Source organism: Thermobispora bispora DSM 43833 (assembly GCF_000092645.1).
Classification (GTDB): Bacteria; Actinomycetota; Actinomycetes; order Streptosporangiales; family Streptosporangiaceae; genus Thermobispora; species Thermobispora bispora.
On the sequence record NC_014165.1, the window covers coordinates 1,009,330 to 1,035,018 of the forward strand.

A 25,689-nucleotide genomic window follows, 5' to 3' on the forward strand; every position below is an offset into this window, starting at 1 on the left:
ACGTCCATCCGCAGACAGGCGGACCTGCGGTTCAAGAAGATCACTAGACTCGTTGACCGTATTCGGTTGGCACGCGCGGCTGCCTGCGCGTGCGGGAGGAGCTGAACATGCACAGGGCGTGGCGCGGCGTCATCGAGGAGTACCGAGACCGTCTCCCGGTCTCCCCGGCGACGCCCGTGGTGACCCTGCTCGAGGGCGGTACGCCGCTCCTCCCGGCCAAGCGCCTCTCCGAGCTCACCGGCTGCGAGGTCTACCTCAAGGTCGAAGGGCTCAACCCCACCGGGAGCTTCAAGGATCGCGGGATGACCGTCGCCATCAGCAAGGCGGTCGAGGAGGGCGCGAAGGCCGTGATCTGCGCTTCCACCGGGAACACTAGCGCATCGGCCGCCGCTTACGCGGTACGCGCCGGTCTCACCTGCGCGGTGCTCGTGCCCCGCGGCAAGATCGCGATGGGCAAGCTGGCGCAGGCCCTGGTGCACGGCGCGCGGCTGATCCAGGTCGAGGGATCGTTCGACGACTGCCTCGAGCTGACCAGGAGGCTCGCCGAGGAGTACCCGATCGCGCTGGTCAACTCGATCAACCCCCATCGCCTCCAGGGGCAGAAGACCGCGGCGTTCGAGATCGTCGACGTGCTCGGCGACGCCCCGGACGTGCACTGCATCCCGGTGGGCAACGCCGGCAACATCTCGGCCTACTGGATGGGCTACACCGAGTACGCTGACGATGGCCTGGCGAAGAAGCGGCCGCGGATGCTCGGGTTCCAGGCGAGCGGGGCCGCGCCCCTGGTGAAGGGGGAACCGGTCGCCAAGCCGCAGACGATCGCCACGGCGATCAGGATCGGGAACCCGGCGTCGTGGCGGCTCGCCGAGGCCGCGCGGGACGAGTCGGGCGGCGACATCCAGGCCGTCACCGACCGTCAGATCGCGGCCGCCTACAAGCTGCTCGCGCAGGAGGAGGGAGTGTTCGTCGAGCTCGCCTCGGCCGCGAGCGTGGCCGGACTGCTCCAGGCCCACGAGCGAGGGCTGGTCGCGCCGGGGGAGCGCGTGGTGTGCACGGTGACCGGCAACGGGCTCAAGGACCCCGACTGGGCGATCGCGGGCGCGCCGGCGCCCACCACGATCCCCGTCGACGCCCACGCCGCGGCAGCCGCGCTCGAGCTCGCCTGATCGTCCCGCACGATCCCCGTACCGGCCCTCGTACCAGACGTCCCGGACCCGGGTGCGCACGCGCGGCGCCGCGGCCGAGATCGGCCGGGGAAGGCCACGTGGCACGCGGGTACCGGGGGAACCGATGACACCGTGGTTCAGGTGACGAATGGCACATTCGAGTGGCGTCGTCGTCCGGGTACCGGCGACCAGCGCCAATCTCGGCCCCGGCTTCGACAGCCTGGGCCTCGCGCTCGACCTGCATGACGAGGTGGAAGCGGCGCTGACCGACACCCCGGGCGCACGCGTCGAGGTGGAGGGGGAGGGCGCCGATGAGCTGGACCGCGGCGAGGACCACCTGATCGTCAAGGTCATGCGCGCCACGTTCGACCGGATGGGCGTACCGCAGCCGGCCGGGATCCGGCTGCACTGCGTCAACCGGATCCCGCACGCCCGTGGTCTCGGCTCGTCGTCCGCGGCGATCTGCGCCGGGATCCTCGCGGCCCGCGAGCTCGCCGCCGGGCGCGGGGCGGGGCGGGAGCGGCTGCCGGACGCCGAGGTGTTCGCCCTCGCCACCGAGATCGAGGGGCACCCGGACAACGCGGCGCCGTGCCTGTCGGGTGGCCTCACCATCGCGTGGACGGACCGGGACGGCACCGTGCGCCGGGTGCGCCTCGACCCGCACCCGGACGTCCGGCCGGTCGTCCTCATCCCCGCCTTCCGGCTCGCCACCGCGGAGGCGCGGCGGCTCCTGCCGGCGAGCGTGCCGCACGCGGACGCCGCGGCGAACGCCGGGCGGACGGCCCTGCTCATCGCCGCGCTCACCCAGCGGCCGGAGGCGGATCTGCTGCTCGCCGCCACCGAGGACCGGTTACACCAGGACTACCGCGCACCCGCGATGCCGCGGACCGCGGAACTGGTGCGCAGGCTCCGGGCCGCCGGCGTCGCCGCCGTCGTCTCGGGCGCCGGTCCGACGGTGCTGGCGTTCACCACTCCGGAAACGAAGGATTCGATCGCGTCAGAAGTGGGTAATGACTGGCACATCCAGTCGGTGAACGTTGACCAGACAGGTGCGGACGTTCTGTCTCCCGAGACACGTTGATGCCTCTTCGACCTTCGGGGAATAGCTGTGCGGGCTGGTGATGTTAGGCTGGTAGCCGCACCAGGTGCCCCCTTGATGGGTGCGTGCTTGTCGTTCGCACATCGCTGTTCTTCGCTTCGCGTCCTTCGACGCGGGCAAGGCGATCTCCCCGAAACCGGTTCCTCACGTCGGCCTACCTTCGGGTGGCATGGCCAGAGGCAGCGTTCTCGGAGACATGCGCGTTCGAACCACCACGACATCACGGTGGTGGCATACGGGGGGCAGGCCCCCGGGCACCTACCGCTCGCGAGTCCCGAGGGTCATCGACAAGTGAGATTCGCGAAGCCCGACCCGGTCCATTCCGCCGGGTCACGCCACCGGGACGCCTGGACCCACTATTCCGGCGCCCGACCCCTGGGAAGGACCCTTAGTTGAGCGACACCACAGAAATCCTCACCGACGGCCAGGCCGCTGGCGACACCCCCACGAGCGCCCCGGCCCGACCGCGTCGTCGCTCCGGCACCGGCCTGGCCGGCATGGTGCTCCCTGAGCTGCAGCGCCTGGCGTCCAGCCTGGGCATCACCGGCATCGGACGGATGCGCAAGAGCCAGCTCATCGCGGCCATTCAGGAGAAGCAGGCGCAGCTCGGGGAGGCCTCCACCGAGCAGAAGGCGGCGGAGGAGACCGCCGCTGAGCGGCAGGCCGCGGAGCCGGCCGCCACGGTCGCCGCCCCGGCCGGATCGCAGGGTGAGCCCGCGTCTGGTGAGCCCGGGACGGGCGATTCCGCACAGGGCGAGGCGGTGCAGGCCGACCGCTCCGAGAGCCGGTCCGAGCGGGGTGAGCGCCGCGAGCGCCGGTCCCGCGGGGAGCGGCGCGAGCGGGCCGAGCAGCGCGCCGCCGACGCCGGTGAGGGTCGTGGCCAGCAGCAGGGCGGCAAGGCCGACAGCGGCAAGGCGGAGAACGGCAAGGCCGAGACCGGCAAGGCGGAGACCAAGGCCGAGCAGCAGCAACAGCAGCAGCCGGCCGAGGAGGGCCGCGGCCGCCGCGGCCGGTTCCGCGAGCGCAACCGCCGCGGGCGGGACCGGTACGAGAACGGCGAGCCCGTGATCAGCGAGGACGACGTCCTCATCCCGATCGCCGGGATCCTGGACATCCTCGACAACTACGCGTTCGTGCGGACCAGCGGCTACCTGCCCGGTCCGAACGACGTGTACGTCTCGATGTCCCAGATCCGCAAGTACGGCCTGCGCAAGGGTGACGTCGTCACCGGGGCGGTCCGGCAGCCGCGCGAGGGCGAGCGCAGGGAGAAGTTCAACGCGCTCGTCCGGCTCGACACGGTCAACGGCATGGACCCGGAGCAGGCGCGCAACCGGCCCGAGTTCAGCAAGCTCACGCCGCTCTACCCGCAGGAGCGGCTGAGGCTGGAGACCGAGCCGCACATCCTCACCACGCGGATCATCGACCTCGTCTCGCCGATCGGCAAGGGGCAGCGCGGCCTCATCGTCTCGCCGCCCAAGGCGGGGAAGACCATGGTGCTCCAGGCGATCGCGAACGCGATCACCCGCAACAACCCGGAGTGCCACCTGATGGTCGTCCTCGTGGACGAGCGTCCGGAAGAGGTCACCGACATGCAGCGGTCGGTGAAGGGCGAGGTCATCCACTCGACCTTCGACCGCCCCGCCGAGGACCACACCACGGTCGCCGAGCTCGCGATCGAGCGGGCCAAGCGCCTGGTCGAGCTCGGCCACGACGTGGTCGTCCTGCTCGACTCGATCACCCGTCTCGGCCGCGCGTACAACCTCGCCGCGCCGGCGAGCGGGCGGATCCTGTCGGGTGGTGTGGACTCGACCGCGCTCTACCCGCCGAAGCGGTTCTTCGGCGCCGCGCGGAACATCGAGAACGGCGGATCGCTCACCATCATCGCCACCGCGCTGGTGGAGACCGGCTCGAAGATGGACGAGGTCATCTTCGAGGAGTTCAAGGGCACCGGCAACATGGAGCTCAAGCTCAGCCGGTCGCTCGCGGACAAGCGGATCTTCCCCGCGGTGGACGTGGAGGCGTCCGGCACCCGCAAGGAGGAGCTCCTCATGAGCAAGGAGGAGCTGAACATCGTCTGGAAGCTCCGCCGGGTGCTGCACGCGCTCGACGCACAGCAGGCGCTCGAGCTCCTTCTCGAGAAGATGAAGGAGACCAAGTCGAACGCCGAGTTCCTGCTCCAGGTGCAGAAGACGGTCAACGACCGCGACTGACGTCTGGGCACAGGGTCCCGCCCCGGGCGGACCGTTCCGGGGCGGGGCCGGTCCCCGGCACCGTGCCGCGGCCTCGTCCACGACGTGCGAGCACGGCGTGGCGCTGGCCTCGCCGTGATGGCGGGCACGGCGGCCCGCGCACCCGCGCGGTGGGCGGCCGTTGGGCGGGCACGGCCGGTGATCTGGCACACTGGAATCCGGATTCGGGCGGTACCGGCTCCCGCGCGCGCATTTCACGCCGATGCGCGTCGGCCGCACCGAGGCCGCAAGCGACCCGGCGACCGCAGCTAGCGTTAGGACAGAAGAGATGAAGCGTGATATCCACCCGGAGTACGTGGTCACCCAGGTGACCTGCACCTGCGGGAATTCGTTCGTCACTCGCAGCACCGCGAAGAACGGCGTGATCCACGCCGACGTCTGCTCCGCCTGCCACCCGTTCTACACGGGTAAGCAGAAGATCCTCGACACCGGTGGCCGGGTGGCGCGGTTCGAGGCGCGTTTCGGCAAGAGGACGCAGCAGGGCAAGGGCAAGTAGCTCGCCGGTGACGCCGGCTCGGGCGCGGTTCTCCGTCGTGGGGCGCGTCTGGGCCGGCGTTTCGTGGTTATGTGCCGGTTCCCGAGGATCGTGACAAGGAGCGTGAGACGTTGAACCTTGACGAGCTCGTGAAGGAGTACGCGGACCTCGAACAGAAGCTCGCCGACCCCGCGGTGCACGCCGACCAGGCGAAGGCGAGGAAGTACGGCAAGCGCTACGCGGAGCTCACGCCCATCATCACGACCTACCGGGAGCTGCAGTCGGTCCGCGAGGACCTGGAGGCGGCCAGGGAGCTGGCGCGCGAGGACCCGGCGTTCGCCGAGGAGGCGGCCGAGCTGGAGGCGAAGATCCCGGAGCTCGAGGACAGGCTGAAGCGCCTGCTGATCCCGAAGGACCCCAACGACGGCAAGGACATCATCATGGAGATCAAGGCGGGCGAGGGCGGCGAGGAGTCGGCCCTCTTCGCCGCGGATCTCCTCCGCATGTACCTCAGGTACGCCGAGCGGCTCGGCTACAAGGCCGAGATCATCAGCGCCCAGCCCTCCGAGCTCGGCGGGTACAAGGACGTGACCATCTCCATCAAGGGCAAGGAGGGGGCCTGGTCGCGCCTGAAGTACGAGGGCGGGGTGCACCGGGTGCAGCGGGTGCCGGTGACCGAGTCCCAGGGCCGCATCCACACCTCGGCGGCCGGCGTGCTCGTCTACCCGGAGGCCGAGGAGATCGACGTCCAGATCGACCCGAACGACCTGCGGATCGACGTGTTCCGGTCGAGCGGCCCCGGTGGCCAGAGCGTCAACACGACCGACTCCGCGGTCCGGATCACCCACATCCCCACCGGCGTGGTGGTCTCCTGCCAGAACGAGAAGAGCCAGCTCCAGAACAAGGAGGCGGCGATGCGCATCCTGCGCGCCCGGCTCCTCGCCCTCGCCCAGCAGGAGGCCGAGGCGGCGGCCGCCGCGGAGCGCCGGTCCCAGGTGCGCACGGTCGACCGGTCGGAGCGGATCAGGACCTACAACTTCCCGGAGAACCGGATCTCGGACCATCGGGTGGGTTACAAGGCGTACAACCTCGACCAAGTGCTCGACGGCGATCTCGATGGAGTGATACAGGCATTGATCGATGCCGAGCTGGCCGAGAAGCTCGCCGCCCACACGTCGTCCTGATCGCCGGTCCGATCGCCGTCCCGATCGGCACCGGCCCCCGGCGGCCGGCCGTACGGCCGGCCCGGCACCGTGACCACCTGAAACCAGCCGTTCGGAGCCAGCCCTAACCGACATGTCGCTCCTGCTCGACGAGATCGCTCGCGCGACAGCCCGGCTTGCCGAGGCGGGTGTGCCGTCGCCTCGCGCGGACGCCGAAGAGATCGCGGCCTTCGTCCACGGCGTGTCGCGCGGGCGGCTGCATACGGTCAAGGACGAGGACTTCGATGCCCGGTTCTGGGAGGGCATCGCCCGGCGCGAGGCCCGGGAGCCGCTCCAGCACATCACCGGCCGCGCGTACTTCCGCTACCTCTCGCTCGAGGTGGGGCCCGGGGTGTTCGTGCCCCGCCCGGAGACCGAGGTGATGACCGGGTGGGCGATCGACCGGCTGCGGGAGATGGACGTCGCCTCGCCGATCGTCGTCGACCTCGGCACCGGGTCGGGGGCGATCGCGCTGTCGATCGCGCAAGAGGTCGCGCTCGCTCAGGTCCACGCCGTGGAAATCGATCCGGTAGCGTACAGCTGGGCGAAGAAGAACGTCCTCGAGCACGGCCAGGGACGCGTGTTCCTCCACCCGGAGGATCTCGCCGACTGCCTGCCCGAGCTCAACGGCCAGGTCGACCTGGTGATCTCCAACCCGCCGTACATCCCGCCCGGCGAGGTGCCGCGCGACCCGGAGGTCCGCGACTACGACCCCTCGCGGGCGCTGTACGGCTCGGGGGAGGACGGTCTCGGCGAGATCAGGGCGGTCGAGCGCACCGCCCGGCGGCTGCTGCGGCCGGGCGGGTACGTGGCCGTGGAGCACGCCGAGTGCCAGGCGAACGCGGTCTACTGGCTGTTCGCCGAGGAGAAGGGCTGGCGTGACGTGCGAACGCGGCAGGACCTGACCGGACGGGATCGCTTCGTCACCGCCCGGCTGAGCCAGGACTGACCGGCCGCCCGTCCCGCGCCGGCGCTCGCCCGGCCGTGCCGGCACCCGCGTGCCGGCCGCCGACGGCGTGGCCCGGACCGAGCCCGCGCGGCGCCCGGGCCGGACCGGACCGAAGGAAGGATGGGCTGGTGAGCCGAAGGTACGACTGCGCTGACAAGGACGAACTGGCGGCCGGGCTGACCGACGCGGCCTCGGCCGTACGGCGGGGCGAGCTCGTCGTCATCCCCACGGACACCGTCTACGGCATCGGCTGCGACGCGTTCAACACGCGGGCGGTCGCGGCCCTGCTCGAGGCGAAGGGGCGGGGGAGGGACATGCCCGCCCCCGTGCTCGTCGGCACCGTCAGCGCGGCCACCGCGCTGGTGCAGAGCCTCGGCACCCACGGCCAGGACCTCATCGACGCCTTCTGGCCCGGCCCGCTCACGCTGATCTTCCGGGCCAACCCGTCGCTGGCCTGGGATCTCGGCGACACCAAGGGCACGGTGGCGGTCCGCATGCCCATGCACCAGGTCGCGCTCGACCTGCTCCGGGAGACCGGCCCCATGGCGGTGTCGAGCGCGAACCGCTCGGGCCAGCCGCCCGCGACCACGGTCGAGGAGGCCCAGGAGCAGCTCGGCGACGCCGTCTCCGTCTACCTCGACGGCGGCCCGTGCACCGACAACGTGCCGTCGACGATCGTCGACCTCACCACCGCGGTGCCGCGGCTGCTGCGCAAGGGCGCCATCCCGGTCGACAAGATCCGCGGAGTGGTCGGCTACCTCGCCACCGAGGACTGACCGGGCCCGCCCGGCGGCCGGCCGTCCCGCCGCGCCGTACCGCCACCGGTACGGGGGTCGCACCCGCATCGCGGTCCCGATCGCCACCCGGGTGCGATAACGTCTTTGATCGAACGGATGGATGGGGTCCGCCGGACTCCGGCGCGGCCCCAGCGTGACACGGTGGACCCTGCCTGTCATCCCCCAACCGGTGCGCGTGTCCAGGAAGCCAAGCCAGTGCGGGAATATCTCCTCTTGGCACTAGTCGCGGCGGCGGTCACCTACCTGCTGGTGCCGCCGGTCAGGGCGTTCGCACTCCGCATCGGCGCCGCCCCCGAGGTGCGGGACCGAGACGTGCACACGGTGCCCACGCCCCGGCTGGGCGGCCTCGCCATGTTCGGCGGCCTGCTCGCCGGGCTGCTGGTGGCCAACCACCTGCCGTACGTCGGCGGCGCGATCAACAGCGGGCAGACCGGGCAGACCGTGCTGGCCCTGCTCGCCGCCAGCGGCATGATCGTGGTGGTCGGCTTCCTCGACGATTGGCTCGGGATGAACCCCCTGATGAAGCTCGGCGGCCAGATCGCGGCCGGCGGGCTTCTCGTGTATTTCGGGATGTACCTGCCCTTCCTCCCGCTGCCCCAGTTCATGGGCGGTTCCACCGGGCTGGACAGCAACCTGCGCACCGTCCTGACGATCATGATCGTGGTGATCGTCGTCAACGCGGTGAACTTCGTCGACGGCCTGGACGGCCTGGCCGCGGGCATCGTGGGGATCGCCGCGATGGCGACCTTCGCCTATTCGATCGCGCTCTCGCAGACGACCAGCGGGTCACGGATCAACACCACCGCGGCGATCACCGTGATCCTGATCGGCATGTGCCTCGGCTTCCTGCCGCACAACTTCCACCCGGCGAAGATCTTCATGGGCGACACAGGGGCGATGCTGATCGGGCTGCTGCTCGCCACCTCGCTCATCACGATCACGTCGTCGGTGGACTCCGGGGCGGTCGAGATGAACCGCTTCCCGGTGATGCTGCCGCTGGTGCTGCCGATCGCGGTCATGGTGCTGCCGTTGACCGACCTCATCCTGGCGGTGGTGCGCCGGACCTCGGCCGGGCTCTCGCCGTTCGCGCCGGACCGGGGTCACCTTCACCACCGGCTGCTTGACATCGGCCACTCGCACCGCCGCACCGTGCTGATCATGTACGCGTGGACGTTCCTGTTCGCGTTCACCATGGTCGCGCTGTCGATCAACGGCGTGCCGTTGATCCTGTTCCCGCTCACGATCCTGCTCGCGGTGGGCGTGCTGATCATCATGGCGCTGCCGCGGTGGCGGTCCCGGCGGTACGCCGCGCGCGGCAGGCACGCGGCGCGCCCGCAGGTGCCGCCGCAGGGCGGGGCGCCGGAGCCGTCCCGGCAGCGCGCGGACGCGGGCAGCACCCGCTGACCGCGCCGGCGCCCCCGCCGCGTGCCGGGGCGCGCACCCGCCGGTCGGTTGAGGGGGCGGTAAAGACCGGGTGGTGCGGGGCTTGTGATAGCTTTCACTAACGAGGATTGCGCCGTCCGCGTTCCTTGAGACGGCGACGTGCGCTGACGTGCGCTCAAGCCACCGAGACGGAGTTCCCATGCAGCCCAACGACGTGCGCGTGCTCAAGGGTGCCGCCGTGCCGACCTTGGCCGTCGGGCTGGTCATCACGATCATCGCGGGGGCGATGGCCGGGGTCAAAGGGGCGCTGGGCGCCGGCATCGGCGTCGTCCTCGTGGCGGCCTTCTTCACGGTGGGACTCGCCGTGGTCTCCTGGGCGGGCCGCATCTCCCCGGTGGCGATGATGGTGGCCGCCATACTCGGCTACGCCATCAAAGTGATCGTCGTCATGGCGATCCTGAGCGCTTTCGCGGAGACCACCGCCTTCAATTCCCGGGTTTTCGCCCTCACCGCGATCGCGTGCACGCTGACGTGGACTGTGGGCGAAATGTACGGGTTTTTGAGGCTGAAGAAGCTTTACGTGGAACCCGATGTCGAAATTCCGGGGCGGGGGCGCGGATGAGCGAGTCCTCGAGGGGCAGCCCGATATGACTAGTATCCTCTGCTCCTGCTATCGTCATGCCCGCGATGAGCGAACAAGAGCGCAGGCCGGAGACCCACGGCCGCGACTTCGCCGACGTCATGTGGTCGGTCCCCAGCTACCTGCTCTCGGGGATCCTGGTCTGGGGTGGCATCGGCTGGTTGCTGAGCCGTTGGACCGGTCTGCAGGTGCTCACTCCCATCGGCGTCGTCGTCGGGGTCGTGCTCGCGGGCTATCTCGTCTATGTGAAGTACGGCCGCTGAGACCGGCCCGCTGCCCACGCTCTTCTCTGTTGACGATCACTCTGAAGGGGACGCCCGTGCGCGAGCAAAGCGAACGGACGAACAAGCACACGCTCCGGGCACCCGGCCCAGAGCTGGTAGGCGAGGTGGTCCAGTGACCCTGCTGACGCTGCCGGCCGCAGACCGCTTCGAGGCCCCCGGTCCGTCCATCTTCGACTTCCCTCCGCTCTTCGAGGGCGCGCCGTACTGGCTGACCAAGCCGGTCGTGAGCGCGATCCTCGGCGCCCTCATCGTGTGCGCGCTGGCGTGGAGCGCCTTCGCCAAGCCGCAGCTCGTGCCGCGCGGCATGCAGAACATCGGCGAGAAGGGCTATGAGTTCGTCCGCGATCAGGTGGCCAAGCCGTTCCTCGGCAAGGACACCGATCGCTTCATGCCCCTGCTCCTGTCGGTGTTCTTCCTGATCCTGCTGTGGAACCTGTTCGGCGTGATCCCGCTGATCCAGTTCCCGGTCGCGTCGCACATCGCGTTCCCGGCGGTCTTCGCGCTCACGATCTACGTCGTGAAGATCTACCTGGGCATCAAGCACCAGGGGCTGATCGGCTACTTCCGGAACATGATGTTCCCGCCCGGGCTGCCCAAGCCGATCTACATCCTGCTCGCGCCGATCGAGCTCCTGTCGAACATGATCATCGCGCCGTTCACCCACGCCGTCCGGCTCTTCGCGAACATGTTCGCCGGCCACCTCATCCTGGCCTTCTTCAGCCTGGTGGGCTTCTGGTTCCTGTTCGAGAAGCTCACCCCGCTCGGCGCTCCGGTGGGCGTGATCGGCGTGGTCATGACGATCGCGATGACCGGCCTGGAGATCTTCATTCAGTTCCTGCAGGCGTTCCTGTTCACCCTGCTGGCCGCCATGTACATCGGCAGCTCGCTCCACCCGGACCACTGAGACAGGCTTCCTCAGCTCGTACAGACCTGAGATTTCGACCATAGGCCAACCAAAAAAGCAGCAAAGGAATAGGAAAAAGATGAACGTTCTCGCGGAAGTCACGGGTCACATCGGCGCTATCGGCTACGGTCTGGCGACCCTCGGCCCCGGCATCGGCGTGGGTCTGATCTTCGGCCAGGGCGTTCAGGCCATCGCCCGGCAGCCCGAGGCCTACGGCCTCATCCGGCAGAACATGCTGCTCGGCTTCGTTCTCACCGAGGCGCTGGCCCTGATCGGTCTCGTCGCGCCGTTCATCTACGGCTGACACCCGCAATCTGACGGAAGGCTGCACCCATGACTCTGGCAGCTACGCCCCTGGCGGCGGAGGGGGCCAACCCCCTGCTCCCGCACGCCTACGAACTGGTCGTCGGCAGCTTCGCCTTCCTCGTCGTCTTCCTCGTGGTCGGCAAGATCCTCACGCCGCGGATCCAGAAGACCCTCGCCGAGCGCACGGAGGCGATCGAGGGCGGCATCAAGAGGGCCCAGGAGCTCCAGGCCGAGGCTCAGCGCACCCTGGAGCAGTACCGCGCTCAGCTCGCCGAGGCCCGGCACGAGGCGGCGCGGCTGCGCGAGGAGGCCCGCGAACAGGGGGCGCGCATCAAGGCCGAGCTCCGCCAGGAGGCCGAGGCCGAGGCGCGGCGCATCATCGAGGCGGCTCAGGCCCAGATCGAGGCCGAGCGGCGGCAGGCGCTCATCCAGCTCCGCGGCGAGATCGGGCGCCTGTCCGTCGAGCTCGCCAGCCGCATCGTCGGCGAGTCCCTCGAGGATGAGGCGCGCCAGCGCCGGATCATCGACCGGTTCCTCGAAGAGCTCGAGGCCCGACCGGAAGCGGTTCGGTGATGCGTGGGCTGAGCAAGGCCGCAATGGCGCAGGTTGAGGCGCGGTTCAACGTCCTGGCTGCGTCGGCGGACCTTGGTTCGCTGGCCGAGGAGCTCTTCGCCATCGCCGGGCTGTTCGACCGCGAGCACGGGCTGCGGCGGAACATGTCCGATCCGGCCCGTCCCGCGGAGCTGAAGGCGGAGATCCTCAGGTCGTTGCTGAACGGCAAGGTCAGCGACACCGCGATCGAGGTCGCCGTCGCCGCCGTGGAGGCGAAGTGGTCCCGCGCCGGTGACCTTCCCGACGCGCTGGAGCGCCTCGGCGTGACGGCCGCCGCCGCTGAGGCGGAGTCGTTCGGCGAGATCGACGACCTGGAAGACGAGCTGTTCCGGTTCGGCAGGATCCTCGCCGCCTACCCCGAGCTGCGCCGGGCGCTCAGCGACCCGAACATCCCGGGCGACCGGAAGCGGGCGCTGCTGACCGAGCTGCTCGAAGGGAAGGTCACCCGCGCCGCCCTGCGGCTCATCACGCAGCTGGTGGTGCATCCGCGAGGACGTAGCCTGGAATCGGCCCTCGACGAGTACGGCTGGATCGTCGCGCGACTCAAGGAACGCCTGGTCGGCGTCGTGCGCAGCGCCGTACCGCTCACCGAGGAGCAGAAGCAGCGGCTCGCTGCGTGGCTGCGAGCCACCTACGGGCGAGAGGTTCACCTGAACGTCGAGGTGGACCCGAAGGTGCTCGGTGGGTTCTCCGTCCAGATCGGAGACCACTTCATCGACACCACGATCGCCGGACGAATCGAAGATGTCCGCCGCCGGTTGGCCGGCTGAGGCGAATAGGGAGACATAGACAGAGATGGCGGAGCTTACGATCCGGCCGGACGAGATCCGGGACGCGCTTGAGCGCTTCGTCCAGGCGTACGAGCCGGAAGGTGCCGCGCGTGAGGAGATCGGGACCGTCGTCGACGCCGCCGACGGCATCGCCCACGTCTCCGGCCTCCCCTCGACGATGGCGAACGAGCTCCTCGAGTTCGAGGACGGCACGCGCGGCATCGCGCTGAACCTGGACGTCCGGGAGATCGGCGTCGTTATCCTGGGCGACTTCAGCAAGATCGAAGAAGGGCAGCGGGTCCGCCGTACCGGCGAGGTGCTGTCCGTGCCGGTCGGCGAGGGGTACCTCGGCCGGGTGGTCGACCCGCTCGGCAACCCGCTCGACGGCAAGGGCCCGATCGAGACCGAAGGGCGCCGGGCGCTCGAGCTGCAGGCCCCCTCGGTCATCCAGCGGCAGCCGGTGAAGGAGCCGCTGCAGACCGGCATCAAGGCGATCGACGCCATGACGCCGATCGGCCGGGGCCAGCGGCAGCTCATCATCGGCGACCGGGGCACCGGGAAGACCGCGATCGCGATCGACACGATCCTCAACCAGAAGGAGAACTGGCTCTCCGGCGACCCGAAGAAGCAGGTGCGCTGCATCTACGTCGCCGTCGGCCAGAAGGGATCGACGATCGCCCAGGTGAAGGCGCGCCTGGAGGAGATGGGGGCGATGGAGTACACCACCATCGTCGCCGCCCCGGCGTCCGACCCGGCGGGCTTCAAGTACATCGCGCCCTACACCGGCTCCGCCATCGGGCAGCACTGGATGTACCAGGGCAAGCACGTCCTCATCATCTTCGACGACCTGTCGAAGCAGGCTGACGCCTACCGTGCGGTGTCCCTGCTGCTGCGCCGCCCGCCGGGGCGTGAGGCGTTCCCGGGCGACGTCTTCTACCTGCACTCCCGGCTGCTGGAGCGGTGCGCCAAGCTGTCGGACGAGATGGGCGGCGGGTCGCTCACCGGCCTGCCGATCATCGAGACCAAGGGGAACGACGTGTCGGCGTTCATCCCGACCAACGTCATCTCCATCACCGACGGCCAGTGCTTCCTGGAGACCGACCTGTTCAACGCCGGTGTCCGGCCGGCGATCAACGTCGGTATCTCCGTCTCCCGGGTGGGTGGGTCCGCCCAGATCAAGGCGATGAAGAAGGTCGCCGGTACGCTCCGGCTCGCGCTGTCGCAGTACCGCGAGCTCGAGGCGTTCGCCGCCTTCGCCTCCGACCTGGACGCGGCCTCCCGGGCCCAGCTCGAGCGGGGCGCCCGGCTGGTCGAGCTGCTCAAGCAGCCTCAGTTCAGCCCGTTCCCCGTGGAGCAGCAGGTAGTCTCGGTGTGGGCCGGCACCTCCGGTGAGCTCGACGATGTGCCGGTCGAGGACATCCGCCGCTTCGAGGCGGAGTTCCTCGAGTACCTCCAGGCCAACCACAAGGGCGTCTTCGACAGCATCCGGGAGACCAAGGACCTCTCGGATGACACGATCACCACGCTGAAGGACGCCATCACGGAGTTCAAGAAGAGCTTCACCACCTCCAGCGGCGAACTGCTGATCAAGGAGGAGCCGGTGGAGGCCCTCGACGCCAGCGAGGTCGGCCAGGAGAAGATCGTCAAGCACGTCCGCAAGACAGAGAAGAAGTAGCGAATGGGTGCTCAGCTGAGGCAGCTGCGGCGGCGGATCAAGTCGGTCAAGTCCACCGCGAAGATCACCCGCGCGCAGGAGCTGATCGCCTCGTCGCGGATCATCCGGGCGCAGCAGCGGATGCAGGCGGCCGTGCCGTACGAGCGTGAGATCACGCGGGCGGTCTCGGCCGTCCTGTCCGGTACCGCGACGGTGGACCATCCGCTGACGGTCGCGAAGGAGAACCCGACCTCGGCCGGCGTGCTCATCGTGACCAGCGACCGCGGTTTCTGCGGCGGCTTCAACGCGAACGTGCTCCGAGAGGCCGAGGCGCTCAAGGGTCTCCTGGCCGAGCGCGGGCTCACCATGCACCCGTACGTGGTGGGCCGCAAGGGGGTCACCTGGCACCGGTTCCGCCACCGCGAGATGGCCGGCGAGTGGTCCGGGTTCTCCGACAAACCGGCGTACGCGAACGCCAAGGAGATCGCCGACGCGCTGATCGAGGCCTTCAAGGCGAAAGAAGGCGGGATCGACGAGATCCACGTGATCTACACCGAGTTCGTCTCGATGCTGTCGCAGCGGGTCGTGGTGCGGCGGATCCTTCCGCTCGAGGTCGAGGAGGCGGAGGCGCCGGCCGAGGGGCCGCTGCCGTACTACGAGTTCGAGCCGAACGCCGGGGAGGTGCTCGATGCGCTGCTCCCGCGGTACATCGAGTCGCGGATCTACAACGCGCTCCTGCAGTCGGCGGCCTCTGAGCACGCCGCCCGGCGCCGCGCGATGAAGTCCGCGACCGACAACGCGAACGAGCTCATCGGTGTGCTCACCCGGCAGATGAACCAGGCCCGCCAGGCCGAGATCACTCAGGAAATCAGCGAGATCGTCGGTGGCGCCGATGCGCTGGCTGACGCCGCAGCGGGGAAAGAGTGAGATGACCGCAACCGCAGAGACCGCAGAGACTGTCGAGACCGGCGTGGGCCGCGTCGCCCGCGTCACCGGTCCGGTTGTCGACGTGGAGTTCCCCGTCGACAACATGCCGGAGATTTACACCGCGCTCAAGGTGGACGTCACGCTGGGCGGCGAGACCAAGACCCTGACCCTGGAGGTCGCCCAGCACCTCGGTGACAACATCGTCCGGGCCATCTCGATGCAGCCGACCGACGGTCTGGTCCGGGGCGCGCCCGTGATCAACACCGGCGCTCCCATCTCGGTCCCGGTCGGCGACGTCGTGAAGGGCCACGTGTGGAACGCGCTCGGTGAGCCGCTCGACGTGCCCAAGGCCTCCCTGGAGGTCAAGGAGCGCTGGCCGATCCACCGCCCGGCCCCGCCGCTCGACCAGCTCGAGCCGAAGACCGAGATCCTGGTGACCGGTATCAAGGTCATCGACCTGCTCACCCCGTACATGAAGGGCGGCAAGATCGGCCTGTTCGGCGGTGCCGGGGTCGGCAAGACCGTCCTCATCCAGGAGATGATCCGCCGGGTCGCCATGAAGTTCTCCGGCACCTCGGTCTTCGCCGGGGTGGGCGAGCGGACCCGTGAGGGGAACGACCTCTGGCTGGAGATGAAGGAGGCGGGCGTCCTCAAGGACACCGCGCTCGTCTTCGGCCAGATGGACGAGCCCCCGGGCACCCGGCTCCGCGTCGCGCTCTCCGCGCTGACCATGGCGGAGTACTTCCGCGACGTGCAGAAGCAGGACGTGCTCCTGTTCATCGACAACATCTTCCGGTTCAGCCAGGCGGGTTCGGAGGTCTCCACCCTCCTCGGCCGTATGCCGTCGGCCGTGGGTTACCAGCCGACCCTCGCCGACGAGATGGGCGTGCTCCAGGAGCGGATCACGTCGACCCGCGGCCACTCGATCACCTCGATGCAGGCGATCTACGTGCCGGCGGACGACATCACCGACCCCGCGCCGCACAACGCGTTCGCGCACCTCGACGCGCAGACCGTGCTCTCGCGGCCGATCTCGGAGAAGGGCATCTACCCGGCGGTGGACCCGCTCGAGTCCTCCTCGCGGATCCTCGACCCGCAGATCGTGGGCGAGGAGCACTACCAGGTCGCGCAGGAGACCAAGCGGATCCTGCAGCGGTACAAGGAGCTGCAGGACATCATCGCCATCCTCGGTGTCGACGAGCTGTCCGAAGAGGACAAGGTCATCGTCAACCGGGCCCGCCGGATCGAGCGCTTCCTGTCTCACCCGATGTACGCCGCCGAGGCGTTCACCGGGCAGCCGGGCGAGTACGTGCCGCTGGACGAGACCATCGAGTCCTTCAAGGGTCTGTGCGCCGGTGAGTACGACCACCTGCCCGAGCAGGCGTTCTTCATGGTCGGCGGCATCGAGCAGGCGATCGCCAAGGCCAAGGAGCTCGAGCGCCGCGGGTAACCGCCTTCGGCATCGGTACGGCCCGGCCCGCCGCGCGCCGGGCCGTACGGGTGTCTCCTCGAGGGGAGCAGAGAAGTGTCAAAGCTGCGGGTCGGTTTCGTATCGCCGGAGCGCGAGATCTGGACGGGCGAAGCCGACATGGTGATTGCCAAGACCGTGGACGGCGAGATCGGTATCATGCCGAAGCACGCCCCGGTCATCGGTGTCCTGGTCGACGGCGGAGTGGTCCGTATCAAGCGCAGCGGCGACGACGACATCGTGGCCGCGGTTCACGGCGGGTTCATCTCCGTCGCCGACGATGACGTGTCGATCCTCGCGGAGGCGGCCGAGCTCGGCACCGAGGTCGACGTGGAAGAGGCCCGGAGCGCGCTCCAGCGGGCCCTCGACTCGATCCAGGCCGATCAGGACGACAAGCAGGCCCGGATCGAGGCGCAGCGGGCGCGGGCCCGGCTCCGCGCCGCCGGCGAAGAGGTCTGACGTTCTGCGGAAGGAGGGCGGACATGACGGCGATCGAGGTTCTCGCCGGCCTTGCCGTCATGGCCGCGCTCCTGGTCATCCGCTACCTCGCCCTGGTACACGGCCGGGGCAACATCTTCTGCTGTGTACGCGACAGCAACGGGACCTGGCGGAGCGGAGTGGCCCGGTACGCCGGCGGTGAGCTCCACTGGATCCCGTTCCTCGGGCTGAGATTGAGGCCGCGCCACGCTATCGCCAGGCGCGGCCTCATCGTTTGCGGCCGGCGGCGGCTCAATGCCGGCGAGGGTCCCGAGGGCTTCTGGTCGATCGACTGCCACTCCGAGGGCCGCCGGGTCAGCCTCGCGATGAGCGAGGAGGCGCTGACCGGGTTCCTCGCCTGGCTCGAGGCGGCGCCGCCCAGCGCCCACCTCGACGCGGCGTGACCCGGCCCGGGTGAGCACCCGCCTGGACGGCGGCGTGCGCCGGCCCGCCCGCGCGCCCATCCCGGCACGGCCCGGCCGTGACGTGGTCCCGTGCCGACGTGGCGTGGGCCGGCTCGCGGGAACCCCCGTTTCGGTCGCGTGACCGGATTCGTGGGAAGCGCCCATCTCCGCGCGGCATGACCGGGAGCCGGAGAGGGCTCATGTCACGCGGCGTGGCCCTGGCCGTTCGAGCGCCCGGCGCGGCTCGGGCCGGCGTGCCACACCGGAGCGCCCGCCGCGCCGATCAGCGGTCTCCGCCGGGCCTCCAGAGGATCTCCTCGCCCGCCGACGCCACCCGGCAGAGGATGAACAGCAGGTCGGAGAGCCGGTTCAGGTACTTGGCCGTCAGCGGGTTCACGTCGTCATAGGCCTCGAGCGCCGCCCAGGCCGACCGCTCGGCCCGCCGTACCACGGTGCGCGCGAGGTGGAGGAACGCGGTGCCGGGCCTGCCCCCGGGCAGGATGAAGCTGCGCAGCGGCTTGAGCGAGGCGTTGAACCGGTCGCACTGCTCTTCCAGCCAGGTGATGTAGGGCTCGGTCACGCGCAGCGGAGGGAACTCGGGGTTCTCGGTGACCGGGGTGCACAGGTCCGCGCCGACGTCGAAGAGGTCGTTCTGCACCCGCTTGAGGACCGCGGCCACGTCCTCGCCGAGCTCTCCCGTGGCGAGCGCGACCCCGATCGCCGCGTTCGCCTCCTCGACGTCCGCGTACGCCACCAGCCGGGGATCGGTCTTCCTGGTGCGACTCCGGTCACCGAGGGCGGTCGTCCCGTCGTCCCCGGTGCGGGTGTAGATCCGGGACAGCACCACCGGATTGTCAGTGTCCCCTCGCGTCATGGTTGTCAGCGTATCGCGATGGCAAATGTCATCGGCGAGACCTGACATCGGCGTCTGGTGGTGATCAACAACAGACCCGATCATTTTTCACATGTTGGAAGTGAAGGACCTGCGCAAGAGCTTCGGCGCGGCGAAGCGGGCGCTCGACGGCGTGTCGTTCTCGGTACGGCCCGGCGAGATCTTCGGCTTCGTCGGGGCGAACGGCGCCGGCAAGACCACGACCATGCGGATCATCATGGGCGTGCTCGAGGCCGACGCCGGGGAGGTCACCTGGCAGGGGACCCCGATCGACTTCACCACCCGGCGGCGCTTCGGCTACATGCCGGAGGAGCGCGGCCTCTACCAGAAGATGCGGGTGGCCGAGCAGATCGAGTACTTCGGCCGGCTCCACGGGCTCTCCCCGAGCCAGGCCCGCAAGGCCGCGGCGGACCTGATCGAGCAGCTCGGGCTCACCGCGCGGGCCAACGACGCCGTGCAGACCCTCTCCCTGGGCAATCAGCAGCGGGTGCAGCTCGCCGTCGCCCTGGTGCACGACCCCGAGGTGCTCATCCTCGACGAGCCGTTCTCCGGGCTCGACCCGCTCGCCGTGGATACCCTCGCCGAGGTGCTGCGGGGGCGCGCCTTGGGCGGTGTCGCGGTCATCTTCTCCAGCCACCAGCTCGAGCTCGTGGAGCGGCTCTGCGACTCCGTCGGGATCATCGCTCGCGGGCGGATGGTCGCGACCGGCCCGGTCGACGAGCTGCGGGCCGCGGCCGGGCGGCGGCTGCGCGTCGTGGTGGCCGACGCCGGGCCGGACTGGGCGGACGGGCTGCCCGGGGAGCTCACCGTGGAGAACGGCCGGCAGGTGCTCACCACCACTACCAAGGAGGACGACCAGAAGATCCTCCGGGCCGCCATGGAGGCGGGGCAGGTCGAGTACTTCGGCTCCGAGTACCCCTCGCTGAGCGAGATCTTCCGGGAGGCGGTGGCATGAACGCGGTGATGCTGGTCGCCGGGCGCGAGATCCGGTCGCAGGTGCGGAGCAAGGGCTTCGTCATCGGCCTCCTCGTCACGGTGCTCGTGATGGTGGGGCTCACCTACGCGCCCAAGGTCTTCGGGGGCCCGGACTCCTACAAGATCGGGCTGGTCGCCTCCGAGCGGCTCCAGCTGCCCGGGGACGTCGAGGTCGAGTGGGTGGAGTACCCCGCCGAGGAGCCCGCGCGGCGGGCCGTGCTCGCCGGCGAGGTGGACGCGGTGCTGGTCGACGGAGCGCGGGTGCTCACCGAGAACCAGATCGACGACCGGCTCGCTCTGATGTTGCAGACCGCCCACCGCGAGGCCCAGATCGCCGCGGCCGGGGTGCGCATCACCCCGCTCGTCATGGAGGCGCTCAGCCCGGACGCCCGCTACGCGGACACTCGCGGCGACATCGCGTTCGTGCTGGTCCTCGTCCTGTTCATGCTGATCTTCGGCACGCCGATGATGGTCGCCATGGGCGTGGTCGAGGAGAAGAGCAGCAGGATCGTCGAGATCCTGTTCGCCGCGGTGCGGCCGTGGCAGCTCCTCGGCGGCAAGGTCGTCGGCCTGGGCGTGATCGGGTTGATCAACCTGGTCGTGATCGTCGGCGCCGGGCTCGCGGGCGCGACCGCCTCGGGCCTCGCGGTCGACTTCCCGCCGGGGATGGCCGGCATCGTGGCCGGGGTGGTCGGCTGGTTCGTGCTGGGCTACCTCTTCTTCGCCTTGTGCGCCGCGGCGCTCGGCGCGCTGGTCTCCCGGCAGGAGGAGGTCGGCAGTGTGATGACCCCGCTGACCACCGTGGTGTTCGCCGCCTACGCGGTGGCGTTCTACGCGATCTCGGAGCCGACCGGGACCGTCGCGAGGGTGGTCTCGTTCATCCCGCCCTTCTCCGCGATGGTGATGCCGGTCCGCACCGCCGCCGCCCCGACGCCCTTGTGGGAGGTGCTCGTGGCCGCCGCGCTGATGGTCGCCGCGCTGGTCGCCATGGTGGTCCTCGGCGGCAAGGTCTACGAGCGGGCCGTGCTCCGCACCGGGGCGCGGGTACGGCTTCGCGAGGTCCTCGGATCTCGATAGACTCGCGGCAGCGCGGGAAGATGGGCCGGAACGGTGTCTGACGGGCTGGAACGGGCGCGCCGGAGCGTTCAGCTGATGCTGAACGCGACCCTGGGCCTGGTCCTGTTCTACACCGCGCTGAACTCGGCCGCCCTGGTCGCGACGGGGACCATACGGTGGCATCGGACGCTCATCGCCGCCGCCGGGCTGCTCCTCTTCGGCCGGTACTACGTCCGGATGGTCCGTGACACCCTCGACCATCGCCGCCTGGAGTGCCGGGAGATCGTGGTGGCCGGGGTGCTGGCTCTGGCCACCATGATCGCGGGTGGTGGCGAAGGGGTGCTGTCGAGCTGGGGGTTCGTGCCGATCGCCTGGCTCTCGGTGGTCACGCTGGAGATGTCCAGGCGCGCGGTGGTGCTGCTCTCCCTCGGCACCGCCGCCGTGGTGGCCCCAACCGCCATCCTGCTCCTACGGTTCGATCCCAATCCGCCGGGCTCCGGCTCCGCCACCTCGCTCGAGGTGGTGATCGTCATCACGCTCTTCTACCTGCTCGTCTGCGCCCTGTTCCCGTGGTGCCATCGGCTGTTCCTGTGGATCTGGCGCCTCGCCGAGCAGGCGCACGCCGGCCGGGAGGCCCAGGCCCGGCTGGCGGTGGCGGAGGAGCGGCTGCGGCTGGCCCGCGACCTCCACGACCTGGTCGGCCACCGGCTCTCCGCCATCGCGGTCAAGAGCGAGCTCGCCGCCCGGATGAGCGAGGCCGACCCGGCCACCGCCCGGGAGGAGATGACGGCCGTCCAAGGGCTCGCCCGGACCGCGCTCCGTGAGCTCCGGGAGGCGGTGCGCGGCTACCGGAGGCTCGACTTCACCGCCGAGCTCGGCGCGGTGCGCGGGGTGCTGGAGGCCGCGGGCGTGGACTGCCGTCTCCACCTGCCGTACCGGGAGGTCCCGGAGGAGGTCGGGCGGGAGTTCGCCTGCGTGCTCCGCGAGGCGGTCACCAACGTGCTCAAGCACAGCTCCGCGACCCGGTGCGACATCACCGTACGGCTGACGCCGGAGGCGGCGGTGCTCGAGGTACGCAACGACGGGGTGCGGGCGCCGCAGGAGGAGGGCGTGGGCAACGGGCTCGCCGGGCTCGCCGAGCGCATGGCGGAGCTCGGCGGGTCGCTCATCGCGAAGCCCATGGGGTCGGGCGAGTTCCTCCTGCGGGCGACCGCGCCGCTGCGGGAGCGGGTGAGCGCATGATCCGGATCCTGCTCGCCGACGACGAGCACCTGGTGCGGGGCGCGATCGCGGCGCTCCTCGGGCTGGAGGGGGACCTCGAGGTCGTCGCGCAGGTGGGCCGCGGCGACGCGGTGGAGGAGGCCGTCCGGCGGCACGATCCGGACGTGATCGTGCTCGACGTGGAGATGCCGGGGATGGACGGGCTGACCGTCGCCGAGCGGCTGACCGGCCGGGCGATCCTCATCCTCACCAGCTTCGGGCGCCCCGGCTACCTGCGGCGCGCCCTGGCGGCCGGGGTCCGGGGGTTCATCCCGAAGGACGCGCCCGCCGAGCAGCTCGCCGAGGCGATCCGGAAGGTGCACGCGGGCGGCCGCTACCTCGACCCGGAGCTGGCCGCGCTGGCGATGACCGCGGGGGACTGCCCGCTGACCCAGCGGGAGCGCGACGCGCTCAAGCTGGCCGCAGAGGGCGCCACGGTGGCGGAGATCGCCGCCGCGATCCATCTCAGCGAGGGGACCGTGCGGAACTACCTTTCCAACGCGATCACCAAGCTCGGCGCCGGGAACCGGATCACCGCGATCCGGGTGGCCAGGGAGATGGGCTGGATCTGACCCGGGCCGGGGTCACGGCAGGAACGAGCCGCGGAACATCTGCACCGTGACGTCGATCAGCTTGTCCACCGGGGGCGCCGGATCGCTGACCACCCACTCGACGACCAGCTCGGTCATCGCCCCGCACAGGCCGAGCGCGAGGAGGTGCCGGTCGCTCGGCAGGGGGTGGGACAGGTCCGCCATCGCGCGCTCGATGACCTGGGTGAACGCCTGTACCGCCTCCCGCCGTACCTCGTAGAGGATGTCGGCGGCGCGGCGCGCCTCCAGGTGCATCAGCCTGGCCCGCCGCGCGTCCTCGGTCACGAAGCGCAGATAGCCTTCGATCGCCGCGACCAGCCGGTCCTGGAACGTGGGCGGAGCCTTGTCGATCGCCTGGTTGATGGCCTTCAGCGTGTCGTCGACACAGCGCCGGAACACCGCCCGCATGAGGTCGGCCCGGCTCGAGAAGGACTCATAGAAGGCCCGGTTGGAGATGTGGGCGGCCGCGCAGAGCTGTTCGATCGTGGTCGCGTGATAGCCGGCACCGGCGAAGAGGGTGTAGGCGGCCGTCAGCAGCCGCTCTCTCCGGTCGGCCTGCCGTTCCGCAGCCGACATGCCCCGGTACTCGCGTGCCACCAGTCGCCCACCTCATGCTGTCAGAAGCCACCAAAACATAACATTATGGCTTCAAGATCCTTTTTACGGAAGTTGCAGGAAATTTGGCCTCGTCTAGCCATACGGAGGCTGTCAGGTGACTTGACAGCACAGTCAAGCCGTCACTGTGTCATCCGTCGCGCCATGTCCGCCGCCGGGCGCGTCACCCCTCACCGCGCCGCTGCCAGCGGAACGTGGTGAGGCACAGGACGAGCCCGCCGATGATCCACGCCCCGAGGACCAGCGCCACGCGGTCCAGCTCGTACGTTCCGGCCGGCTCCAGGGCAGCCCCGGCGTCGCCGAGGAACACCCAGCGGAAGCCCTGGCACATCCACTTGAGCGGGAAGACCGCGGCGATGCCGGTCAGCCACTCGGGGAGCTGGCCGATCGGGATGAAGACCCCGGAGATGAACTGGAGCACGATGGAGGGCAGGGTGATCACGGCGGCGGCGCTCTGCGCCGACCGGGGAACGCTGCTCACCGCGATCCCGAGCAGGGTGGAGGCCGTCACGCCGAGCACGAAGATCCAGGCGAACGCCGCCCACCGCGCCGCCTCTCTGGGCGGCTCGATGCCGTACCAGGCCACGCCGATGGCGAGCAGGGCGGCGGTCTCGAGGATCGCGACGATGAGGACGTTGATGACCTTGCCGATGAAGTAGGCCGAGCGCGGCATGGGCGTGCCGGCGAGCCGCTTGAGGGTGCCCCGCTCGCGGTCGGCGGCGATGCCGATGCCGAGGTTCTGGAATCCGGCGGCCAGCACGCCGGCGCCGATGAAGCCGGCGACGTAGAGCTGGGTGATGGTGATCCCGCCGCCGATCTCGCCGGAGAAGATCGCGCCGAACAGGACGAGGAGGACGATCGGGAAGGCGAACGTGAAGACGACCGCGTCCTTCTCACGGAAGAAGAGCTTGGTCTCGAGCACGCCGCGGGCGAGACCGAGCCGGAGGGCGGAGGGCATCGCCGGGGCGGCGGCCGCGTTCCGGGTGCGGGTCATCGGACCTCACTCGGGCCGGTGGGGGAGGGGGACGGCGCGATGAGCCGGAGGTAGACCTCCTCGAGGGTGGGGCGGGTGACGGTGAGGCCGGGGACCTCCCCGCCGAACCGCTCGGCGAGCTCGCACACGGTCTTGGTGGGGGTATCGGTCTCCACCGATCCGCCGTCCCAGCTCACCCGGGCCTTCGCCGACGCCCGGCCGCCGAGCGTCGCCGGGTCGCCGAGGGCGGCGATCCGTCCGTGCGCGATGACCGCGACCCGGTCGGCGAGCGCCTCCGCCTCCTCCAGGTAGTGCGTGGTCAGCAGGATGGTGACGCCGTCGCGAGCGAGATCCCGGATCAGCTCCCAGAAGCGGCGCCGCGCCTCCGGGTCGAAGCCGGTGGTCGGCTCGTCGAGGAAGAGCACCTCGGGGGAGCCGATCACGCCGAGCGCCACGTCCACCCTTCTGCGCTGGCCGCCGGAGAGCGTGCGGATCCGCCGTCCCGCGCACTCGGAGAGCCCCACCCTCGCGATCACCTCGTCGGGGTCCCGCGCCCGGGGGTAGTAGCGGGCGAAGTGCCGTACCAGCTCGCGGACGGTCAGCTCGGCCGCGTCGGCGGAGTGCTGCGGCACGATCCCGATCCGGGACCGCCACTCCCTGGTGGGCCGGGCCGGGTCGACGCCGAGCACCCGCACCTCGCCCGCGTCCCGGGACCGGAAACCCTCGAGGATCTCGACGGTGGTCGACTTGCCGGCGCCATTCGGCCCGAGGAGCGCGAACACCTCACCGTGGGCGATGTCGAGGTCGATTCCATCGACCGCCCGGACGGATCCGTAGTGCTTTTCCAGGCCCCGCACGTGAATGGCCGCCATGGTTCGATGATGCATCCGGTACGGCTTTCGCGTGCCCTATCGGGAAATGCGGGTGAATAAGGCCGCTCAGCGTTGAAAACGGGAAATGGCCGGAAATCCGCGGGCGAGATCCCGGCACATCGCGAGAAGCGGACCGAAGCCGTGCGCACGCGCCCGGACCGGCTCCGAGGACGCGAGCGCGCCCGGCGTGCCCCCAGCGCACGCCGGCGTACGGGGCCGTGGTGCGGCGGACCGGCATCGGGGCGCACCGGCGCCCCGGCAGGCACGCGCCCGGACCCGCTCATGGAACGCGCCCGAAACCGCTCTTGACGCACTTCCCACCGGCGGGGTGTGGATTCGCGTCCGGCGGCGTGGACCGGCGGCTGGTACGTCGCGCGGCTCATTCCACGGTGGGGCGGGTGGTCCCCTCCGGCACAGGAATCCACGATGTTCTGACGCGCGGTCCCGGCTCGTCCCTCCACGGTGGGCCGGTGTTCCATCCGGTGGCCTGGTTTCCCGACGTTCCGTTGCGCGGTTTCCGGCTCGTCATGCCACGCTGGGGCGGTGGTCTCCCCGTCCGGCGCGGGAATCCACGATGATCCGTTGCGCGGCTCATCCCACGGTGGGGCGGAGGCGTCCGGCGGGTGGATCCCCCGGCTGTTCCGTCGCGCGTTCCCCGGCTCGTCGTTCCGCGGTGGGGCGGGCGGATTC

27 protein-coding genes are annotated in these 25,689 nt (G+C 70.2%); 23 read left to right on the plus strand and 4 right to left on the minus strand.

Going from position 1 to position 25,689, the window contains the following annotated elements; translation table 11 throughout:
• Nucleotides 1–107: 107 nt before the first annotated feature.
• From thrC to TBIS_RS04495, 19 genes are all read left to right on the plus strand, one after another.
• Nucleotides 108–1,166 (plus strand): threonine synthase, encoded by a 1,059-nt coding sequence (gene thrC / locus TBIS_RS04405; protein ID WP_013131141.1) that lies wholly within the window; start codon nucleotides 108–110, stop codon nucleotides 1,164–1,166.
• A 148-nt stretch (nucleotides 1,167–1,314) separates the two neighbouring features.
• Nucleotides 1,315–2,247, plus strand: a complete 933-nt coding sequence (thrB, locus tag TBIS_RS04410; RefSeq protein ID WP_013131142.1) for a homoserine kinase — start codon at nucleotides 1,315–1,317, stop codon at nucleotides 2,245–2,247.
• Nucleotides 2,248–2,657: 410 nt separating this feature from the next.
• A complete protein-coding gene (gene rho / locus TBIS_RS04415) occupies nucleotides 2,658–4,475 on the plus strand; it encodes a transcription termination factor Rho (protein WP_013131143.1) in 1,818 nt (605 codons plus the stop codon).
• Nucleotides 4,476–4,782: 307 nt separating this feature from the next.
• On the plus strand, nucleotides 4,783–5,010 hold the full coding sequence (gene rpmE, locus TBIS_RS04420) for a 50S ribosomal protein L31 (RefSeq protein ID WP_013131144.1): 228 nt from the start codon (nucleotides 4,783–4,785) through the stop codon (nucleotides 5,008–5,010).
• Between the two features lie 110 nt (nucleotides 5,011–5,120).
• Entirely contained in the window at nucleotides 5,121–6,173 is a 1,053-nt protein-coding gene (gene prfA / locus TBIS_RS04425; protein ID WP_013131145.1) for a peptide chain release factor 1, read from the plus strand.
• 112 nt (nucleotides 6,174–6,285) lie between these two features.
• Nucleotides 6,286–7,140 carry a peptide chain release factor N(5)-glutamine methyltransferase gene (prmC, locus tag TBIS_RS04430; RefSeq protein WP_013131146.1) on the plus strand — a complete coding sequence of 285 codons (855 nt, stop codon included), beginning with the start codon at nucleotides 6,286–6,288 and terminating at the stop codon, nucleotides 7,138–7,140.
• Nucleotides 7,141–7,268: 128 nt separating this feature from the next.
• Entirely contained in the window at nucleotides 7,269–7,916 is a 648-nt protein-coding gene (locus tag TBIS_RS04435; RefSeq protein ID WP_013131147.1) for an L-threonylcarbamoyladenylate synthase, read from the plus strand.
• A 216-nt stretch (nucleotides 7,917–8,132) separates the two neighbouring features.
• The gene (locus tag TBIS_RS04440; protein WP_013131148.1) at nucleotides 8,133–9,341 is read left to right on the plus strand and encodes an MraY family glycosyltransferase; all 1,209 of its coding nucleotides are present in this window, start codon (nucleotides 8,133–8,135) and stop codon (nucleotides 9,339–9,341) included.
• Nucleotides 9,342–9,519: 178 nt separating this feature from the next.
• A complete protein-coding gene (locus TBIS_RS04445) occupies nucleotides 9,520–9,942 on the plus strand; it encodes a Cg1360 family ATP-synthase-associated protein (RefSeq protein ID WP_013131149.1) in 423 nt (140 codons plus the stop codon).
• Nucleotides 9,943–10,007: 65 nt separating this feature from the next.
• Nucleotides 10,008–10,223 (plus strand): hypothetical protein, encoded by a 216-nt coding sequence (locus TBIS_RS04450; protein WP_148231451.1) that lies wholly within the window; start codon nucleotides 10,008–10,010, stop codon nucleotides 10,221–10,223.
• A gap of 133 nt (nucleotides 10,224–10,356) precedes the next feature.
• Nucleotides 10,357–11,148, plus strand: a complete 792-nt coding sequence (atpB, locus tag TBIS_RS04455) for a F0F1 ATP synthase subunit A (protein ID WP_013131151.1) — start codon at nucleotides 10,357–10,359, stop codon at nucleotides 11,146–11,148.
• A 79-nt stretch (nucleotides 11,149–11,227) separates the two neighbouring features.
• On the plus strand, nucleotides 11,228–11,452 hold the full coding sequence (gene atpE, locus TBIS_RS04460) for an ATP synthase F0 subunit C (protein ID WP_013131152.1): 225 nt from the start codon (nucleotides 11,228–11,230) through the stop codon (nucleotides 11,450–11,452).
• Nucleotides 11,453–11,481: 29 nt separating this feature from the next.
• On the plus strand, nucleotides 11,482–12,027 hold the full coding sequence (locus tag TBIS_RS04465; RefSeq protein ID WP_013131153.1) for a F0F1 ATP synthase subunit B: 546 nt from the start codon (nucleotides 11,482–11,484) through the stop codon (nucleotides 12,025–12,027).
• The gene (locus TBIS_RS04470; RefSeq protein WP_013131154.1) at nucleotides 12,027–12,836 is read left to right on the plus strand and encodes a F0F1 ATP synthase subunit delta; all 810 of its coding nucleotides are present in this window, start codon (nucleotides 12,027–12,029) and stop codon (nucleotides 12,834–12,836) included. Before TBIS_RS04465 ends, TBIS_RS04470 begins: the two co-directional genes overlap by 1 nt.
• Nucleotides 12,837–12,861: 25 nt before the next feature.
• Complete coding sequence (gene atpA / locus TBIS_RS04475; protein WP_013131155.1) at nucleotides 12,862–14,511, plus strand: F0F1 ATP synthase subunit alpha; 1,650 nt, start codon at nucleotides 12,862–12,864, stop codon at nucleotides 14,509–14,511.
• Between the two features lie 3 nt (nucleotides 14,512–14,514).
• Nucleotides 14,515–15,417 (plus strand): F0F1 ATP synthase subunit gamma, encoded by a 903-nt coding sequence (locus TBIS_RS04480; protein ID WP_013131156.1) that lies wholly within the window; start codon nucleotides 14,515–14,517, stop codon nucleotides 15,415–15,417.
• 1 nt (nucleotide 15,418) lies between these two features.
• A complete protein-coding gene (gene atpD, locus TBIS_RS04485; protein WP_013131157.1) occupies nucleotides 15,419–16,867 on the plus strand; it encodes a F0F1 ATP synthase subunit beta in 1,449 nt (482 codons plus the stop codon).
• Nucleotides 16,868–16,942: 75 nt separating this feature from the next.
• Nucleotides 16,943–17,344: a F0F1 ATP synthase subunit epsilon gene (locus TBIS_RS04490; protein ID WP_013131158.1), complete on the plus strand. Its 402-nt coding sequence runs from the start codon at nucleotides 16,943–16,945 to the stop codon at nucleotides 17,342–17,344.
• A 23-nt stretch (nucleotides 17,345–17,367) separates the two neighbouring features.
• Nucleotides 17,368–17,766, plus strand: a complete 399-nt coding sequence (locus TBIS_RS04495; protein ID WP_013131159.1) for a DUF2550 domain-containing protein — start codon at nucleotides 17,368–17,370, stop codon at nucleotides 17,764–17,766.
• 283 nt (nucleotides 17,767–18,049) lie between these two features.
• On the opposite strand, the gene TBIS_RS04500 is transcribed toward TBIS_RS04495, so the two are convergent.
• Nucleotides 18,050–18,640: a cob(I)yrinic acid a,c-diamide adenosyltransferase gene (locus tag TBIS_RS04500; RefSeq protein ID WP_013131160.1), complete on the minus strand. Its 591-nt coding sequence runs from the start codon at nucleotides 18,638–18,640 to the stop codon at nucleotides 18,050–18,052.
• 91 nt (nucleotides 18,641–18,731) lie between these two features.
• Here TBIS_RS04500 and TBIS_RS04505 point away from each other — a divergent pair, with 91 nt between their 5' ends.
• The 4 genes from TBIS_RS04505 to TBIS_RS04520 all read left to right on the plus strand — a co-directional run bounded on the left by TBIS_RS04505 (nucleotide 18,732) and on the right by TBIS_RS04520 (nucleotide 22,521).
• Nucleotides 18,732–19,613, plus strand: coding sequence for an ABC transporter ATP-binding protein (locus TBIS_RS04505; protein WP_013131161.1), 882 nt, complete (start codon nucleotides 18,732–18,734; stop codon nucleotides 19,611–19,613).
• Entirely contained in the window at nucleotides 19,610–20,710 is a 1,101-nt protein-coding gene (locus TBIS_RS04510; RefSeq protein ID WP_013131162.1) for an ABC transporter permease, read from the plus strand. The genes TBIS_RS04505 and TBIS_RS04510 overlap by 4 nt, the downstream gene beginning before the upstream one ends.
• 75 nt (nucleotides 20,711–20,785) lie before the next feature.
• A complete protein-coding gene (locus TBIS_RS18050) occupies nucleotides 20,786–21,931 on the plus strand; it encodes a sensor histidine kinase (protein ID WP_013131163.1) in 1,146 nt (381 codons plus the stop codon).
• Nucleotides 21,928–22,521 (plus strand): response regulator transcription factor, encoded by a 594-nt coding sequence (locus tag TBIS_RS04520; protein ID WP_013131164.1) that lies wholly within the window; start codon nucleotides 21,928–21,930, stop codon nucleotides 22,519–22,521. The genes TBIS_RS18050 and TBIS_RS04520 overlap by 4 nt, the downstream gene beginning before the upstream one ends.
• Before the next feature lie 12 nt (nucleotides 22,522–22,533).
• Here TBIS_RS04520 and TBIS_RS04525 read toward each other — a convergent pair whose 3' ends face one another.
• The 3 genes from TBIS_RS04525 to TBIS_RS04535 all read right to left on the minus strand — a co-directional run bounded on the left by TBIS_RS04525 (nucleotide 22,534) and on the right by TBIS_RS04535 (nucleotide 24,999).
• Nucleotides 22,534–23,136 (minus strand): TetR/AcrR family transcriptional regulator, encoded by a 603-nt coding sequence (locus tag TBIS_RS04525; protein WP_013131165.1) that lies wholly within the window; start codon nucleotides 23,134–23,136, stop codon nucleotides 22,534–22,536.
• A 181-nt stretch (nucleotides 23,137–23,317) separates the two neighbouring features.
• A complete protein-coding gene (locus TBIS_RS04530) occupies nucleotides 23,318–24,148 on the minus strand; it encodes an ABC transporter permease (RefSeq protein ID WP_013131166.1) in 831 nt (276 codons plus the stop codon).
• Nucleotides 24,145–24,999: an ABC transporter ATP-binding protein gene (locus tag TBIS_RS04535; RefSeq protein ID WP_013131167.1), complete on the minus strand. Its 855-nt coding sequence runs from the start codon at nucleotides 24,997–24,999 to the stop codon at nucleotides 24,145–24,147. Before TBIS_RS04535 ends, TBIS_RS04530 begins: the two co-directional genes overlap by 4 nt.
• Nucleotides 25,000–25,689 lie beyond the last annotated feature (690 nt).

Coding starts and splice junctions, on each gene's coding strand:
- thrC (WP_013131141.1), top strand. CDS start 108: ATGCACAGGGCGTGGCGCGGCGTCATCGAGGAGTACCGAGACCGTCTC.
- thrB (WP_013131142.1), top strand. CDS start 1,315: ATGGCACATTCGAGTGGCGTCGTCGTCCGGGTACCGGCGACCAGCGCC.
- rpmE (WP_013131144.1), top strand. CDS start 4,783: ATGAAGCGTGATATCCACCCGGAGTACGTGGTCACCCAGGTGACCTGC.
- prmC (WP_013131146.1), top strand. CDS start 6,286: ATGTCGCTCCTGCTCGACGAGATCGCTCGCGCGACAGCCCGGCTTGCC.
- TBIS_RS04445 (WP_013131149.1), top strand. CDS start 9,520: ATGCAGCCCAACGACGTGCGCGTGCTCAAGGGTGCCGCCGTGCCGACC.
- TBIS_RS04450 (WP_148231451.1), top strand. CDS start 10,008: ATGAGCGAACAAGAGCGCAGGCCGGAGACCCACGGCCGCGACTTCGCC.
- atpE (WP_013131152.1), top strand. CDS start 11,228: ATGAACGTTCTCGCGGAAGTCACGGGTCACATCGGCGCTATCGGCTAC.
- TBIS_RS04465 (WP_013131153.1), top strand. CDS start 11,482: ATGACTCTGGCAGCTACGCCCCTGGCGGCGGAGGGGGCCAACCCCCTG.
- TBIS_RS04470 (WP_013131154.1), top strand. CDS start 12,027: ATGCGTGGGCTGAGCAAGGCCGCAATGGCGCAGGTTGAGGCGCGGTTC.
- atpA (WP_013131155.1), top strand. CDS start 12,862: ATGGCGGAGCTTACGATCCGGCCGGACGAGATCCGGGACGCGCTTGAG.
- TBIS_RS04480 (WP_013131156.1), top strand. CDS start 14,515: ATGGGTGCTCAGCTGAGGCAGCTGCGGCGGCGGATCAAGTCGGTCAAG.
- atpD (WP_013131157.1), top strand. CDS start 15,419: ATGACCGCAACCGCAGAGACCGCAGAGACTGTCGAGACCGGCGTGGGC.
- TBIS_RS04495 (WP_013131159.1), top strand. CDS start 17,368: ATGACGGCGATCGAGGTTCTCGCCGGCCTTGCCGTCATGGCCGCGCTC.
- TBIS_RS04500 (WP_013131160.1), bottom strand. CDS start 18,640: ATGACGCGAGGGGACACTGACAATCCGGTGGTGCTGTCCCGGATCTAC.
- TBIS_RS04505 (WP_013131161.1), top strand. CDS start 18,732: ATGTTGGAAGTGAAGGACCTGCGCAAGAGCTTCGGCGCGGCGAAGCGG.
- TBIS_RS04510 (WP_013131162.1), top strand. CDS start 19,610: ATGAACGCGGTGATGCTGGTCGCCGGGCGCGAGATCCGGTCGCAGGTG.
- TBIS_RS18050 (WP_013131163.1), top strand. CDS start 20,786: ATGCTGAACGCGACCCTGGGCCTGGTCCTGTTCTACACCGCGCTGAAC.
- TBIS_RS04520 (WP_013131164.1), top strand. CDS start 21,928: ATGATCCGGATCCTGCTCGCCGACGACGAGCACCTGGTGCGGGGCGCG.
- TBIS_RS04530 (WP_013131166.1), bottom strand. CDS start 24,148: ATGACCCGCACCCGGAACGCGGCCGCCGCCCCGGCGATGCCCTCCGCC.
- TBIS_RS04535 (WP_013131167.1), bottom strand. CDS start 24,999: ATGGCGGCCATTCACGTGCGGGGCCTGGAAAAGCACTACGGATCCGTC.